This window comes from Microbacterium sp. NPDC077644, from assembly GCF_040702785.1.
Taxonomy (GTDB): domain Bacteria; phylum Actinomycetota; class Actinomycetes; order Actinomycetales; family Microbacteriaceae; genus Microbacterium.
Genome location: NZ_JBFBME010000002.1, coordinates 979,770 through 996,709 on the forward strand (window position 1 = coordinate 979,770; position 16,940 = coordinate 996,709).

Genomic DNA, 16,940 nt, shown 5'->3' on the forward strand with positions numbered 1-16,940 from the left:
CTCTATGGGTCGATCACCTCTCCGGTTGACGGTCGGCGTCACACTCGCCGCTCTCGTCATCGGATCCTCGGCAACCGCAAGCTTCGCAGGCGTCGAGGGGGTGACACATCCGACACCCGTCGACGGGACGCCAGGTCATTACATCGTCGTGATGAAGGCCGACCCGCTCGCCACCTACGAGGGCGACACCGCGGGGCTGCGTCGCACCAAGCCCGACAAGGGCAAGTCGCTCGACGCGCACTCCGCCGATTCGCAGAAGTACGTCGCCCACCTGAAGAACGAGCAGCGCAAGCTCGCGGAGACCGAGGGCGTCACACCGGATGCGACCTATCAGGTCACGCTCAACGGCTTCAGCGCCGACCTCTCGGGCGAGCAGGTCGATGCGCTGCGCTCCTCGAAGGACGTCCTGGGCGTGTTCCCCGACGAGATCCGTCACCCGGACGCGCAGTCCTCCACCGACTTCCTCGGTCTCGGGGACGACGAGAAGGGCAAGGGCGGCGTCTGGGAGGAGACCGGAGGCGTGAAGAACGCCGGCGAGGGCGTCGTGGTCGGCGTCGTCGACACCGGCATCGCTCCGGAGCATCCGTCCTTCAAGGGGGACAAGCTCAAGAAGAAGAACAACAAGAAGAGCGACGGCCAGCCGTACAGCGACGGCTCCTACGTCTACTTCGACAAGTCCGACGGCACGCAGTTCCGCAGCGCCATCGTCGGCGGCCAGGACTGGGACAAGCACGACTACACGACCAAGCTCGTCGGCGGACAGTACTTCTCCACCGGCGCCGCCGCGGCGGGCTTCGACTTCCAGTACGACTACCTCTCGCCGCGTGACGGCGACGGACACGGGTCGCACACCGCCAGCACGGCCGCGGGCAACTTCGGCGTCGAAGCGCAGGTCGAGGATGTCGAGTTCGGCACCGTCTCGGGTGTCGCACCGGCGGCGAAGGTCTCGGCCTACAAGGCCTGCTACGTCGGCCCGGATCCGCTGGTGACGACCGACGACATCTGCGCGCTCAGCGACCTGATCGCCGCGATCGATCAGGCGGTCGCCGACGGTGTCGACGTGATCAACTACTCGATCGGCGGCGGCGCGCCCTCTTCGGTGCTGCAGCCGGACGACATCTCGTTCTTCAACGCGGCCGCTGCGGGGGTCTTCGTCTCCGTCAGCGCCGGCAACTCCGGACCGGACGCCTCGACCGCCGATCACGCTTCGCCGTGGTACACCACGGTCGCGGCATCCACCATCCCGACCTGGGAGGGCACGGTCAGCTTCGACGGTTTCGAACAGGCCGGAGCATCCGTGTCGGTGCCGTTCGGCGAGACCGTCACGGGACCGGCGATCTATGCGGGCGATGCGGCGGCAGCAGGCGCCGCGGACCCGCGGCTGTGCCAGCCCGGCGCCCTGGACCCCGCCAAGGTGAGTGGTCACATCGTGGTCTGCGACCGCGGTGTCAACGCTCGTGTCGAGAAGTCGCAGGTCGTGAAGGATGCCGGCGGAATCGGCATGGTGCTCGTCAACGTGCCCGGTGAGGCGGACTCGCTCGACAACGACTTCCACGCCGTTCCGACCGTCCACCTCTCGTCGGTGCACCGCGAGGCCGTGCTGGCGTACGTGCAGGGCGGGGCGGACCGCCCGATCACCCTGACGGGTGAGAACACGACGGATGAGACCACTCCGGTCCCGCAGATCGCGGGCTTCTCGAGCCGTGGACCCATGCAGGCCGACGGCAGCGACGTCATGAAGCCCGATGTCGCAGCTCCCGGTGTGGCGATCCTCGCCGCGACGAACAACGCCAAGAAGGACAAGCCGACCTTCGGCATCCTGTCGGGCACGTCGATGGCTTCGCCGCACGTGGCGGGTCTCGGCGCGCTGTACCTCGGCGAGCGGCCGACCGCGTCGCCGGCCGAGGTCAAGTCCGCGCTGATGACCACGGCGTACGACACCGTGAACGCCGACGGATCGAAGAACACCGACCCGTTCGCGCAGGGCGCGGGTCAGGTCGATGCGACGCGCTTCCTCGACCCCGGGATGCTGTACCTGAACGGTGCGGCCGACTGGGCGGCTTTCCTCGAGGGCAAGGGGCTCGCGGAGTTCGACGGCATCGAGCCGATCGACGGCAGCGACCTCAACCTCGCGTCGATCTCGATCGGCACGCTCGCCAGCGCCCAGACTGTCACGCGCACCGTGACCTCGACGGCGGCGGGCACGTACACCGTGAGCGCTGACGTTCCGGGTGTGAACGTGAGCGTCGAGCCGGCCACGCTGTCGTTCGGCGGCGCCGGTGAGACCGCGACCTACACGGTCACGATCGAGAACGAGAGCGCGCCGGTCGAGGAGTGGGCGACCGGCTCGCTCACCTGGACGGGCGACGCGGGCGCCGTGCGCACGCCGGTCGCCGTGTTCCCGGTGACGGCGGATGCTCCGGCCGAGGTGGCCGGCACCGGTGTCGACGGATCGACCACGGTCGAGGTCACACCGGGGATCGACGGCCAGCTGCCGCTGAACCTCGCCGGTCTCACGCCGTTCGAGCTGCTCACCGACCCGGACAACCCGGTCGAGGGGCACTCGGGCGACCAGGATTCGGGCGACGCCAACAACGACGTCGCGTGGATCGTGGACGTGCCCGAGGGCACGACGCTGTCGCGCTTCGATCTGGATTCGTCGGACGACGAGGGCAGCGACCTCGATCTGACGGTGTACCGCGTGGTGTCGCCGGAGGATCTGCGCTACTACGAGATGTGGCAGTCGGCCACGGCATCCGCCGATGAGCAGGTGACGGTCACGACCCCCGCGCAGGGCACGTACCTCGTGGTCGCGAACGTTTACTCGACGACCGGGCCGATGACGTGGGACATGACCTACGCGAACGTCTCGGAGTCGGGTGAGGGCTCGTTCACGGCGACCCCGAACCCGCTCGAAGCGGTTCAGGGCCGGCAGACGAGTTATGACCTCAGCTGGTCGGGTCTCGCTGCGGGCACCCGCTACCTCGGTGTCGTGCAGTACGGCGACTCCGCGGTGCGGACCGTCGTTACGGTCGACGCCGAGTAGCGCCTGATCGACGAGGGCGTCCCGTGCTTCGGCGCGGGGCGCCCTTCTCGTGTTCGGCCGGGAAGGACTTGCGGGGCGACGGTCCGCACGGGTGACGGGGTGTGCCGGCGACGCGACGGCCCGCCCGAGCGACGGTCCGCTCAGATGGCGCTCCGCTCGGGAGACGGGCCACGTACGCGACGGCAACGTAGGCGACGGCAACGTACGCGACGGCCCGCTCGGACGACCACGCGCCCGTTCAGGTGAACATGAGGCGGAGGGGCGGTTCGTCGGTGTAGGTGCGGCCGAGGGGGCTGGTCCAGAGGATGACGCCATCGTCGAGTTGTCTCGCGGACCATCGGTCGCGGTCGTCGACGTCGGGATGCTTGAGCGGGTGGTGGCTGGTGCAGAACAGAGCGAGGTTGGACAGTGCTGTCGGTCCGCCCTCGGCGTGGTCGTGGTTGTGGTCGATCTGGCATCGGTGGGCGGGTGTTCGGCATCCGGGGAATCGGCAGTGCTGGTCGCGGGCGCGAAGGTACCGTTTCATGCCGGCTGTGGGGACGTAGTTGTCGGTTCGGGTGACCATGCCGTGTGGGTCGAGGAAGAGGCGATCCCAGCTGGTCGCGTGTCCGGCGAGGGTGCGCGCCAGGTCGTGGTCCATCGGCCCGTGCCCGTCGAGGAGGGCGAGGTGATCGTCGCCGCTGTCGCTGGTGTCGCTGCGGGTGAGTGCGGATGCGGGGATCGTGACCTGCACGGTGGCCTTCACCGATTCGAGAGCCGTTTCGGTGACGCTGGTGGGCGTTGTGGTGAGGAGCAGGTCGGCGAAGATGTCGGCGCGGAGCTGGTCGAGGCTGCGGGTGTCGTGTTCGACGGGTCCGTATCCGTCGTGCATCGGCGTGGACTCGTGGAAGACGGTGCTGGCGCCGGCGAAGTCGCCGATCGGGGCGGACCGGTCGGCCTGCTCCCTGTCGAACCGGTCGATGCAGGCCTTGTCGATGTGGGCTGGCAGGGCAGACGCAGCGTTGGATGCATCGGCGTCTGCCATGTCTTCCCAGGGCGGGGCCTGGTCGAACTCGCGTTCCAGGCGGCGCAGAAGCGCGTCGTCGAGGGCGTCGGGTGGGGGAGGCCCGGTGGGTTCCTGCTGTGCGAGGGCGGCCTCGCGTTCGGCGCGGATCTTCTCCAACGTCGACCGGCGGGGACGCCGCTGGCCTTCCGGGCGCGCTTGGATGACCTGGTTGCCCATCTGGGTGAGCCGGTCGTGGATCGCATAGGCGAGGACCTCGGGGAGGATCGCGATGAGCACGGCCATCCCGTCACCGTCGGCCCTGACCGTCACGGCCCGCTCGCCGCGCGCCCGCCGGTGCTGCTCGGTCGTGCCCTCGGGGAACACCGCGGCGGCGACCTCTCGGGCGGCTGCCCGGGTGCGGGCCGCGGTCTCCTGCTGCGCGAACGGGACGACCCGGTCCTCGTATTCGGTGCGGATGCGGTCGGCATCGGCGTGCCCGGGCACGTTCGGCGCGGCGGCGACGATCACATCCGCGTGACGCTTGCTGATCGTCCCCGAGCGAAGCGCCCCCAACGTGGCCGGGAGGGTGCGGGCCAGCATCCACGCCGCCGAGATCTGCGCGGCGAACGTCGACGGCGACACGTGACCGGCAGCGGCGTACTCGGCGCACATCGACCGGAACGCCATCTCGTCCCCGGACAACCGGTCCTGCGCGAGCAGGTCCAGACGCTGCGCCAGCAGCTCGACCCGGTCAGCCTCCAACGCCCCGATCCGCGCTCCGACGCCCACCCAGTCATCGAGCAGCGCGCCCTGAAGCACGAGGGAATCCTCGAGTGCTTGGGCCTGTGGGCTGAGCGTTGCCATGCTCTCAGTTTAGAACAAAGCTTCGAATATTACAAGGGTGAGGCGCAAGAAATCGCGAGCTCACCGGATGCTGCGCGGGTCGATCATTCCGCGCTGGCCTCTGTCGGGTCATCGGGCAGCTGCGGCCACCGGATCTCGGCGCCGGGAACGTCGTTGCGCTTCAGATAGCGAGCGATGTACGGGCAGTAAGGCACGATCGTGTCGCCCGAGGCCACGGCATCCGCCAGCGCCTGTGCGGCCAGAACCGGCGCGAGCCCTCGGCCCTGGAACGCCGGATCGAGTTCAGTGTGCACGAACAGGATCTCACCCGGGCGCTCCTTGTACTCGGCGAAACCGGCGAGGACGTCGCCGACGCGGATCTCGTAGCGCGACGTCTCGGCGTTGCGGGTGACAGTGGGCTCATCGGTCATGGCTGCTCCCTTGCTCGGCGCCCGTCGGGCGCGCGTTATCCCCACCCTAGAACCGCCCGTGTCGGCGCGGGTCGTTACGCTGGAGGGATGCCGCAGACATCCCGTGACCCGTACGAGGATCTGCCGTGGCCCGAGGAGCCGTGGGACGACGCTCCTCCGCCCGAGGACATGGACTGGGAGCCGCAGGGCGCCGGTTACGAGCCGCCGCTCGACTGGGGCGACGGGCCGCTGACCCCGGTCGCGGCGCCCGCACCGGCATCCACCCCTGCGTCGTCCCGGTTCGCGACGGCGGCCGAGGCGCTGCACACGGTCTTCGGCTACGACGCCTTCCGCGGCGACCAGGCCGCGATCGTCGACCGGGTCATCGCCGGCGGGGATGCCGTCGTGCTCATGCCGACCGGTGGCGGGAAGAGCATCACCTATCAGGTGCCGGCGCTCGTCCGTGAGGGCACCGGGCTCGTGATCAGTCCGCTCATCGCCCTCATGCACGACCAGGTCGACGCGCTGCGCGCGAACGGCGTGAACGCGGCGTACCTGAACTCCACCCAGGCTCCCGCCGAACGCGCCGAGGTCGAACGCGCCTATGTCGCCGGCGAGCTCGACCTCATCTACGTCGCGCCCGAGCGACTGTCGTCCACCGCGACCACGCGCCTGCTGCAGCGCGGCACACTCAGTGTCATCGCGATCGACGAGGCGCACTGCGTGTCGCAGTGGGGCCACGACTTCCGCCCCGACTACCTCGCGCTCGGTGACCTCGCCGAGCGGTTCCCCGGTGTGCCGCGCATGGCGCTCACGGCGACTGCGACCCGGGCCACGCACCGCGAACTCACCGAGCGCCTGCACCTCGACGACGCCGAGCACTTCGTCGCGAGCTTCGACCGGCCGAACATCCAGTACCGCATCGTTCCCAAGGTCGACCCGCGAAAGCAGCTGGTCGCCTTCATCCGCTCGATGCCCGAGGGCGCGGCCGGCATCGTCTACGCGCTCAGCCGCAAGTCCGTCGAGCAGACCGCGACCTACCTCGCCGCCCAGGGCTTCGATGCCCTGCCGTATCACGCGGGCCTCCCCGCCGAGGTGCGGGCGGCGAACCAGGCGCGCTTCCTTCGTGAGGACGGCGTCGTCATGGTCGCCACGATCGCGTTCGGCATGGGCATCGACAAGCCCGACGTCCGCTTCGTCGCGCACATCGACCTGCCGAAGTCCGTCGAGGGCTACTACCAGGAGACCGGTCGCGCCGGCCGCGACGGCGAGCCCAGCGTGGCGTGGATGGCCTACGGCCTCGGCGACGTCGTGCAGCAGCGGCGGCTCATCGACCAGAGCCCCGGTGACCGCACGTTCAAGATGCGCATGGGGCAGCACCTCGACGCGATGCTCGCGCTGTGCGAGACGGTCGAGTGCCGCAGGCAGAACCTGCTGAACTACTTCGGCCAGGAATCCGGCCCGTGCGGCAACTGCGACACCTGCCTCGAGAAGCCCGACACCTTCGACGGTCTCGTGCCGGCGCAGAAGCTGCTCTCGACGATCGTGCGCCTCAAGCGCGAGCGCAACCAGGCGTTCGGCGCAGGTCACCTCATCGACATCCTGCGCGGCTCCTCGAACGACCGCATCCGCCAGCAGAAGCACGACGGGCTCGCGACCTACGGCATCGGGGCCGACCTGTCGGATCAGGACTGGCGCAGCGTTGTACGGCAGCTGCTGGCCCGCGGCATCCTCGTGGCTCAGGGCGACTACGGCACGCTCGCCCCCGGCGAGGCGGCCGGCGGCGTGCTGAAGGGCGAGACCCCGGTGCCGCTGCGCAAGGACACCATGGGCAGGGTGAGCGGTGGTGGCCGCGCGCGCAAGGCGTCTGCCGCATCGGATGCCGTGGCCGAGGGCGACCGCTCGCTGTTCGAAGCCCTGCGGGTCTGGCGCGCAGAGACCGCGCGCGAGATCGGCAAGCCGGCGTACATCGTGTTCGGGGATGCGACCCTGAGGGCACTCGCCGAGCTGCGTCCGGCATCCATGGCGGACCTCGACGGCATCACCGGGATCGGTGAGAAGAAGCGCGAGGCTTACGGCGACGCCGTGCTCGCGGTGGTCGCCGCGAACTGACTCAACCTGCGAACGCTTCGGTGTGCACCGCGACCGTCGCGGCATCGGCCAGCAGCTTCGAGACCGGGCAGCGCGCGTGCGCCTGCGCGAGCACCTGCTCGGTCTCGTCGAGCGACGCGCCCTCGACCGACAGGTACGCGTCGACATGGAACTCGTAGCCCGGGCCGTCCGCCGCATCGTGCAGCTCGACCTCGACGCGCACCGCCGTGCGCTGCTCCGGCGCGACGAAAACGCGTGCCGTCGCGTTCAGGCAGGTGGCCCAGGCGAGGGCGAGAAGCTGCTCCGGGTTGCTCGCCGCCGGGTCGCGATCAGGGTTCAGGGGAGAGGCCACCGCGACCCTCATGCCGCCGGTGACGCTCGAGACGCCCGTCCCGCCGTCGCCGTTGCCCGCTTCCGTCCGATACCGCATGCTCACACCTCCATCCTCACCCGTCATCCGGCATCCGGCGCCATCCCGTCCGCGCCGATGGCGGATGTCGGATGCTTTTCGTAGGTTCTGACGCGGGCATAGCCGACTCAACTCATCCAGCATCGCCCGATCCCCCGGCATCCTGTCGGCTCGCGACAACCGGCCCAGGCCACGCCCGCCGTCACGATTGGAGATTCCGCACAGCACGCTTCGCCTCGGGTTGGAGAAGTTCTACGGTTGAAGCATCCTTACTTCTCTCGGAGAGGAACCTCATGGTCGACGCCGCTGTCCGCACTTCGCAGAAGACGGAAGACAAGAACCCGCAGATCGATGTGCCCCGGGTCACCGACCTCCTGCTCGGCACCTGGGCGGACACCCGCCGCACCGCGCGCGAGATGATCAAGGACCCCGCGTTCTGGCGCGACGACTCGCTCGGCAAGGACGAGCACCGCGAGCGCGTGCTCAGCCAGCTCCACCTGCTCGTGCAGAACGACGCCGTGCACCGCGCGTTCCCGAAGAAGTTCGGCGGCGAGGAGAACAACGGCGCCAACATCGCCGGCTTCGAAGAACTCGTCGCCGCCGACCCGAGCCTGCAGATCAAGGCGGGCGTGCAGTGGGGCCTGTTCGGTTCGGCCGTGCTGCAGCTCGGCACCCAGGAGCACCACGACAAGTGGCTGCCCGGCATCATGGACCTCTCCATCCCCGGTGCCTTCGCCATGACCGAGATCGGGCACGGCTCGGATGTCGCCGCGGTCGGCACGACCGCGACCTTCGATCCCGAGACCGACGAGTTCGTCATCAACACGCCCTTCCGGGCGGCGACGAAGGAGTACCTGGGCAATGCCGCTCTGCACGGTATCGCGGCCACCGTCTTCGCGCAGCTCATCACGAACGGCGTGAACCACGGCGTGCACTGCTTCTACGTCCCGCTGCGCGGCGAGGACGGCAAGGATCTGCCTGGGATCAGCCGCGAGGACGACGGGCTCAAGGGCGGCCTCAACGGCATCGACAACGGCCGTCTCGCATTCGACAACGTGCGCGTCCCGCGCACCAACCTCCTCAACAAGTACGGCGATGTCGACGAGAACGGCGTCTACACCAGCCCGATCGACAGCCCCGGCCGCCGTTTCTTCACCATGCTCGGCACGCTCGTGCAGGGCCGCGTCTCGCTCGACGGTGCAGCATCCTGGGGATCGGCCCTGGGCCTGTACATCGCGATCACCTACGCGACCCAGCGCCGCCAGTTCGACGGAGCGAACGGCGAAGAAGTCGTGCTGCTCGACTACGGCAAGCACCAGCGCCGGCTGCTGCCGCGCCTGGCCACCACGTACGCCCAGATCTTCGCGCACGACGAGTTCCTGCAGAAGTTCGACGGGGTCTTCTCCGGCCGCACCGACACCCCGGATGACCGGGAGGACCTCGAGACCCTCGCCGCGGCGCTCAAGCCCCTGTCGACCTGGCACGCGCTCGACACCCTCCAGGAGGCGCGCGAGGCCTGCGGCGGATCGGGCTACATGTTCGAGAACCGCCTGGTCGGGCTCCGTCAGGACCTCGACATCTACGTCACGTTCGAGGGCGACAACAACATCCTGCTGCAGCTGGTCGGCAAGCGTCTGCTCACCGACTTCGCGAGCCAGTTCAAGGACAAGGACGCCGCGGCGCTCGCCAAGTACGCCGTCGGGCAGACCGCGGGCAAGGTGTTCCACGGTGCGGGCCTGCGCCGCTTCGGTCAGGCGATCGCCGACTTCGGCTCGACGGCGCGCTCCGTCGAGAACGGTCTGCGGGCCGAGCAGCAGCACGAGCTGCTCGCCGACCGCGTGCAGCAGATGGTCGCCGACATCGCCGGACGCCTTCGTCCGGCCGGCAAGGACAAGGTGCTCGGCGAGAAGCTCTTCAACGAGAACCAGGCCGACCTCATCGAGGCCGCTCGCGCACACGGCGAGCTGCTGCAGTGGGAGGCCTTCACGGATGCCGTGAACAGCATCCCCGACGAGGGGACGCGGCAGGTGCTCACGTGGCTGCGCGACCTGTTCGGGCTGCAGCTCATCGAGAAGCACCTCGCGTGGCACATCATCAACGGCCGCCTCTCGACACAGCGCGCCGCCGCGGTCTCCAGCTACATCGACCGGCTGTGCCTGCGCCTGCGTCCGCACGCTCTCGACCTCGTGAACGCTTTCGGTTACGAGCCCGAGCACGTCCGCGCGCCCATCGCCAGCGGAGCCGAGCAGGTGCGGCAGGACGAGGCGCGTGCGTACTACGCCGAGCTCGTGGCATCCGGCAATGCCCCGGTCTCGGAGAAGGCACTGAAGAAGGCGGCCAAGAAGTAGTCGCTCCCGCGGTGCGTACGCTGGGTGCATGACCTCCCTCCTCACCGGAACCGACGGGCGCGCGCGTTGCGCGTGGATCGGGGCGGATGCCGAATACGCGCGCTATCACGACGAGGAGTGGGGGATGCCGTTGCACGGCGACCGCGCCCTGTTCGAGAAGATGTCGCTGGAGGGCTTCCAGGCGGGGCTGAGCTGGATCACGATCCTGCGCAAGCGGCCCCGCTTCCGCGAGGTCTTCGACGGTTTCGTCCCGGAGCGCGTCGCGGAGTTCGACGATGTCGACGTCGAACGACTGATGCAGGATGCCGGGATCATCCGCAATCGCGCGAAGATCCGCGCGACGATCGGCAACGCGCGCCTGGTGAGGGAGATGGCGGAAGGCGAGCTGGATGAGCTGATGTGGTCGTTCGCGCCACCGGCATCCGATGCGCGTCCAGCATCCTTCGCCGACGTGCCGGCCGTCACGGCGGAATCGACGGCGATGAGCAAAGCGCTTCGGGCGCGCGGCTTCCGGTTCGTCGGAGCCACGACGATGTACGCCCTGATGCAGTCGGCCGGGATGGTCGACGACCACGTCGAGGGATGCTGGCGCGCAGGCTGATCAGATGGGCATTTCTCCCCGTCGTGCCCTCCAGGCCCTGCAGTTAGTATGTACCGGTGCGTCCGGTCGATCTGCGTCCGCAGGCACGACGTGAACGTGTACCGGGGGGATACTGACGATGAAGGCGCTGTCATGGTTGCGCACCAAGCCGAAGACAGCCGCATCCATTGCGGGGGTCACAGCCGGCATCGTCGCGATCGGCACCCTTGCATTCGCCTATGAGGGCAACCCCACCACCAAGGTCGATCTGAACGACGGCAGCGTGTGGATCACCAAGTCCTCCGCGCTCATGGTCGGCCACTTCAACAACGAGTCGACACTGATCGACGGCGGTCTGCGCACGACGGGCGAGAGCTTCGACATCGTCCAGGACGAGTCGACGATCCTCGTCACCGACACCTCGAACTCGACTCTGACGGCCGTCGACCCCGCGCGCGTCTCCCTCGAGGACAGCACCACCATCCCCGGCGGCGCCAAGGTCGCCCTCGGCGAGCAGACGACAGCGATCCTCGACCCGCAGTCCGGCAATCTCTTCGTCGTGCCCGTCAAGGGCATCTCCGGGTTCGAGCTCGAGGGCGCCGAGCCGACCGCGGAGCTCGGCAAGAACTCCGACGTCACCGTCGGCGTCGACGGCACCGTCTACGCGGTCTCCGGCGAGAAGTCCGAGGTCGTCACGATCCCCGTCGACAACCAGGGCGAGCCTTTGGATGCGCAGACGGCGTCGCTCGGCGAGCTCGACACGTCCATCGCGCCGAGCATCACCGCCGTCGGCACGACCCCCGTCGTCCTCTCACCCGCCGACAGTGCGGTCATGACCCCCGGCGGGTTCCGCACCGAGATCACCGGCGCGGATTCCGCCGTGCTGCAGTTCGCCTCGGCGCCGACGGATTCCGTCGCCGTCGCCACGGCGTCTCAGCTTCTCGAGGTTCCGCTCGACGGCGGCGAGCCGACGGCTACGGATGCCGGTGGTGACGGCAGTCCCGCCGCGCCCGTCGCGCTCCTCGGCTGCACCTACGGAGCGTGGTCGGGCACGGGGCAGTTCGTGCGCGACTGCCCGTCCGATGCCGACGACGTGCATGAGGAGATCCCCGGGATCGAGACGTCCGCATCGCTGACGTTCCGCGTCAACCGCGAGGTCATCATCCTCAACGACACCGTCGGCGGGGCCGCGTGGCTCACCGACGAGAGCCTTCAGCAGGTCGACAACTGGGACGACCTCACCCCGCCCGAGGGGGAGACCGAGGACGAAGAGGACACCACGCAGGAGACCGTCGAGACGACCCTGCCGGTGCGCACCAAGGACAACACGCCGCCGGTCGCCGAGAACGACTCGTACGGCGTGCGTCCGGGTCAGACCACGGCGCTCCCCGTGCTCGACAACGACAACGACGCGGACGGCGATGTTCTCGTGGCATCCCTGGCCGAGAAGCAGCCCTCGATCGGCACCGTCCAGCCCATCTACGACGGCGGATCGCTGCAGATCGCCGTCGGCGAAGAGGCCTCGGGATCGGCATCCTTCACCTACGAGGTCGATGACGGCCGCACCGGCAAGGACACCGCGACCGTCAGCCTGACCGTGAAGGACTGGGACACCAACACCGCGCCCAAGCCGAAGCGCAAGACGGCGCTCGCGATCGAGACCGGAGGAACGGTCTCGTACAACATCCTCCCGGACTGGATCGACCCCGAGGGCGATGACATCTACCTCCGCGAGGTGATCGCCGCGCCCGGCGACGAGGTCGAGTTCACCACCGACGGTCAGATCACCTACCGCGCGACCGCGAGTCTGCAGGGCCGCAAGGAGGTCCAGGTCGTCGTCGCCGACGCGCTCGGCGAGGCGGCGACCGGGACGATCGTGCTCGATGTGCGGCCCTCGGGTTCCACGCTCCCCAAGACCAACGCCGATCACGTCCAGACGCGTGTCGGCGAGCAGGTGACCGTCTCGCCGCTCGCGAACGACTCGAGCGCCGGTCGCGAGCAACTCCGTCTGACCAAGGCCAAGCTCGAGGGCGAGTCCGGCGCGATGATCGAGCCGGACTACCCGAACAAGACCTTCACCTTCAGCGCCCCGGCCCCCGGCGTCTACTACGTGCTCTACGAGGTCGCCGCCGGCCCGAACGGCGTGCCAGGCATCGTCCGGGTCGACGTCGCCGACGCCGCCGAGCAGGATCTGCCGCCGATCGCCGTGCGCGATGTCGCGCTGCTGCCGACCGGCGGCGAGGTGCTGCTGGGCGTGCTGAACAACGACACCGATCCGTCCGGCGGCATCCTCGTCGTCCAGTCCGTCAGCGTCGAACCCGGCAGCGGGATCTCGGTGTCGGTGCTCAACCACGAGTCGCTCCGCATCGGCGACCAGGGGGCCCTCGACGAGCAGGTGACCATCACCTACCGGATCTCGAACGGGTCGAAGACGGCCGAGGGCGAGGTGATCGTCATCCCGATCCCCGCGCCGGACAAGATCATGCCGCCGGTGGCGACGCCGGACAAGGCCGTGGTTCGCGTGAATGACGTCGTGACCATCCCCGTGCTCGACAACGACAGCAGCCCGATCGGCGACGCCCTGTCTCTCGAACCCGAGCTCGTCGAGCCGCTCGTGGACCCCGAGGACGGCGAGATCTTCGTCTCGCAGGACACCGTGCGCTTCAAGGCGGGCCCCGAGGCGAAGACCGTCTATGCCACGTACGAGGTCTCGGACACCCGCGGCAACAAGGTCGGCGGGTACATCACGATCCAGATCGTGCCGGAGCAGGACGAGAACGCCGCCCCCCGTCCGAAGGACATCACCGCGCGCGTGCTGAGCGGCAACACGGCCAACATCGCCGTGCCGCTCGACGGCATCGACGAGGACGGCGACTCGGTCGAGCTCATCGGCCCGGCGACCAGCCCCGAGAAGGGCCGGATCACCGAGGTCGCCCAGAACTACTTCGTGTACGAGGCCTACGCCGACTCCGCCGGCGTCGACACGTTCTCCTACCGGGTCCGCGACCGGCTCGGCAAGGAGGGCACGGCGACCATCCGTGTGGGCATCGCCGCCGCCGAGGACATCAACCAGGCGCCGTATGCGGTCAAGGACTCCGTCGTCGTGCGGCCAGGACGCGAGATCGCCGTGCCGGTCATGGCGAACGACTCCGATCCCGAGGGCGACAAGATCTCCCTCGTCGAGGACGGCCTCGTCGAACCCGACGTGGAGGGCATGAGCGCCCGCGTCTCGGGCGACCGCATCCTCGTCCAGGCGCCCGACCGCGCGGTCGAGACCTCGCTGCAGTACACGATCGTGGACGCGCGCGGCGCGGAGGCACAGGCCGTGCTGCAGGTCAGCGTCGACGAGGACGTGCCGCTCGTCGCTCCGATCGCCCGCGACGACCGCGTGCTCCCGGCAGACCTCACCGACGGCGAGCTCACCACCGACGTGGACATCCTCGCCAACGACGAGGATCCTGACGGCACGACCGAGGGTCTGACGGTCGAGGTCGGCGACGGAGGCACGCTCCGCCAGGACGGCAAGGTGCGCGTCACCGTCGGCGAGCAGATGCAGCTCATCCGCTACACGCTGACCGACCGCGACGATCTGTCGACGTCGGCGTTCATCTTCGTGCCCGCGGTCAAGGATCTCCGGCCCACTCTCACCTCGACCAAGCCGGTCGAGGTGGTCAGCGGCGAGACCAAGGAGCTGCCGCTCGACGAATACGTCACGGTCGCCGGCGGCGGCTCGGTGACGCTGACCGAGCACGCCAAGGTCTCTGCGGCCCACAGCGACGGCTCGGACCTCGTCAAGGACGGCAGCACGCTCGTCTACACCTCGGCAGACCGCTACTTCGGCGAGGACGGCATCTCCTTCGAGGTCACCGACGGCACGGGGCCGGATGACCCGGAGGGGCGCAAGGCCACGCTGACGATTCCGATCACCGTGCTGCCGCCGGACAACCAGCAGCCCGAGTTCACGCGCGGCGAGGTCAACGTCGCGCCGGGCGAGGACGCCACCACGCTCGACCTCGCGGCTCTGACCACGGACCCGGACCCGGAGGATGCCGGAAAGCACACGTACCAGCTGGTCGGGAACGCCGGCGACGGCGTGAGTGCTCGCGTCGAGGGCGACACGCTCTCGGTCGAGGCTGCATCGAATGCGCGCAAGGGCACGTCGCAGACCCTGACGATCCGCATCTCGGACGGCGAGACGGAGCCCATCGAGGGCACGGTCGTCGTGAATGTCACGGCCTCGACGCGCGAGCTCGCGACGGCGAACACCGACACGATCGACGAGGCGAACCAGGGCGAGACGATCATGGTGCCCGTCCTGGACAACGACACGAACCCGTTCCCCGACACCCCGCTGGTCGTCCGAACCGTCAACATCGAGACCGGTGTCGGCACCGCCGAGGTCGTGGGCGACCAGGTGCAGGTCACGCCCGGTGCGGAGTTCGTCGGGCAGCTCGTGCTGCGCTACACGATCGAGGACGCCACGGAGGACCCCGACCGCCACGTGGACGGCCGGATCGTCCTGACCGTGCAGGGCGTTCCCGATGCCCCGGGCAGGCCGCAGGTGACGAGCGTGCAGGACCGAACCGTCGTGGTGTCGTTCTCGGCACCGTCGAACAACGGAGCCGAGATCACCGGCTACACGGTCACGAGCACCTCGGGCAGCTCCTACAGCAAGGAGTGCGCGACGACCACCTGCACCCTGGACGGCCTGACCAACAACGTCGAGTACACGTTCCAGGTCACCGCGCACAACCGCGTCGGAGAGTCGGATCCGTCCGGTGCGTCCGAGGTCGCGCGCCCCGACGCGCGACCGGACACCCCGGTGCCGCCGACGCTCGTGTTCGGCGACAAGTCGCTCAAGGTGGCGTGGAAGACGCCGACGACGCCCGGATCCCCGGTCGAGTCGTACAACCTGCAGATCTCGCCGGCCCCGCCGTCCGGCGTCACCGAGAAGACCGGCGTGACCGGAAACTCGCTGACCTGGGAGGGTTTGGAGAACGGCACGTCGTACCAGGTGCGGGTGCAGGCTGTGAACCGAGCGCCCGAGCCGTCGAGTTGGAGCGAGTGGTCGCTGGCGGAGATCCCCGCAGGGCCCCCGATGCAGCCCGCCGCGCCCACGACGGCAGAGCTCACGCCCGTCGGTGACCAGGCGCAGATGCAGGTGAGCTGGGTTGCGCCGAACAACAACGGCGCCCCGATCACCGGCTACCAGCTGCAGGTCCTCGAGGGCGGCACGACCGTGCGCACCGTCCCGGTGCCCGCGGGCCAGACGAGCCAGGCGGTCGTGGTGCCGACTTCGGAGGCGGCGTACTCGTACATCGTCCGCGCCGAGAACAAGGCGTCGTGGGGCCAGTGGAGCCCGGCGTCGGCCGAGCGCCGCGGTGCCATCCGGCCGGATGCCCCGGCCAAGCCGACGATCTCGGCCGGCGATCGGTCGATCACGATCACCTCGAACTACACCCTCACCGCCGAGCAGCGCAACGGCGCGAGGGCCTCCGAGATCACGTATCAGTACCTGCTCAACGGCGGTGGCGGCTGGAAGAACCTCACCAGCAACACGATCGGCGGACTGAGCAACGGCAACGACTTCTCGCTGCAGATCCGGGCGCTGTCGAACACCGGCACCGGTAGCTACACCGGCGTCGCCTCCGCGGCTTCGAACACGGTGACGCCGTTCGGCATCCCGCCCACGCCGAACGCCAGCGCGCGCAACAACGGCGGCAACATCACGATGAGCTGGAGCAGCAACGGCGACAACGGTGCCGCGATCCAGATGCAGATCCGCATCCGCGACCACAACGGAAACTGGACGGGCTGGCAGGACGTCGCCAACAGCGGCAGCCGCAACGTCGGCGGCCAGTATTCGCAGACGTGGGTGATCGAGGCTCGCGCGACGAACAAGGCCGGCCCGTCGGGCGTGGCCAGGGACTCGGCGACGACGGATGCCAAGCCGAAGCCGACGGCGAAGACCGGCAAGGGCGCGAAGGGCAACTGGCCGGGGGAGTGCACCCATTCCAGCTGCGCCTACCTGACCGTGACCGTGGCGAACTTCCCCGCAGGCAACTATCGCCTGTACTGCGATGACGGCGGACGCTTCGGCGGTGCGTCGAAGTATGTTCCGGCCAATGGCACGGTCCAGCTCGGCTGCTTCTACGGCCATCCGGGCAACTCGATCCGGGTGTACATCGACGGCTGGGGCTACGCGGACCCGATCACCTGGTGACGGAG

Annotated in this window: 8 protein-coding genes; 5 read left to right on the forward strand and 3 right to left on the reverse strand. The window is 69.0% G+C overall.

The genetic code is table 11. The annotated features are described in order from the left end of the window. The first annotated feature begins 4 nt into the window (after window positions 1–4). Window positions 5–3,046, forward strand: coding sequence for a S8 family serine peptidase (locus tag AB0269_RS11720; RefSeq protein WP_366211379.1), 3,042 nt, complete (start codon window positions 5–7; stop codon window positions 3,044–3,046). A gap of 238 nt (window positions 3,047–3,284) precedes the next feature. Here AB0269_RS11720 and AB0269_RS11725 read toward each other — a convergent pair whose 3' ends face one another. Together AB0269_RS11725 and AB0269_RS11730 are read right to left on the reverse strand one after the other, a co-directional pair. Continuing rightward, window positions 3,285–4,895 carry a DUF222 domain-containing protein gene (locus tag AB0269_RS11725; protein WP_366211380.1) on the reverse strand — a complete coding sequence of 537 codons (1,611 nt, stop codon included), beginning with the start codon at window positions 4,893–4,895 and terminating at the stop codon, window positions 3,285–3,287. 83 nt (window positions 4,896–4,978) lie between these two features. Beyond that, entirely contained in the window at window positions 4,979–5,305 is a 327-nt protein-coding gene (locus tag AB0269_RS11730) for a GNAT family N-acetyltransferase (protein ID WP_366211382.1), read from the reverse strand. Window positions 5,306–5,392: 87 nt separating this feature from the next. On the opposite strand from AB0269_RS11730, the gene recQ reads away from it, so the two are divergent. Next, a complete protein-coding gene (recQ, locus tag AB0269_RS11735; protein ID WP_366211384.1) occupies window positions 5,393–7,396 on the forward strand; it encodes a DNA helicase RecQ in 2,004 nt (667 codons plus the stop codon). A gap of 1 nt (window position 7,397) precedes the next feature. Here the strand turns inward: recQ and AB0269_RS11740 are convergent, their stop codons facing one another. Then, window positions 7,398–7,805 (reverse strand): OsmC family protein, encoded by a 408-nt coding sequence (locus AB0269_RS11740; RefSeq protein WP_366211475.1) that lies wholly within the window; start codon window positions 7,803–7,805, stop codon window positions 7,398–7,400. Between the two features lie 272 nt (window positions 7,806–8,077). Between AB0269_RS11740 and AB0269_RS11745 the strand changes: the two genes are divergently transcribed. The 3 genes from AB0269_RS11745 (at window position 8,078) to AB0269_RS11755 (ending at window position 16,935) form a co-directional block, all read left to right on the forward strand. Beyond that, window positions 8,078–10,132: an acyl-CoA dehydrogenase gene (locus AB0269_RS11745; protein ID WP_366211386.1), complete on the forward strand. Its 2,055-nt coding sequence runs from the start codon at window positions 8,078–8,080 to the stop codon at window positions 10,130–10,132. Window positions 10,133–10,160: 28 nt separating this feature from the next. Then, window positions 10,161–10,733, forward strand: a complete 573-nt coding sequence (locus AB0269_RS11750; protein WP_366211387.1) for a DNA-3-methyladenine glycosylase I — start codon at window positions 10,161–10,163, stop codon at window positions 10,731–10,733. Between the two features lie 118 nt (window positions 10,734–10,851). After that, window positions 10,852–16,935: an Ig-like domain-containing protein gene (locus AB0269_RS11755; RefSeq protein ID WP_366211388.1), complete on the forward strand. Its 6,084-nt coding sequence runs from the start codon at window positions 10,852–10,854 to the stop codon at window positions 16,933–16,935. The last annotated feature ends 5 nt before the right edge of the window (window positions 16,936–16,940 follow it).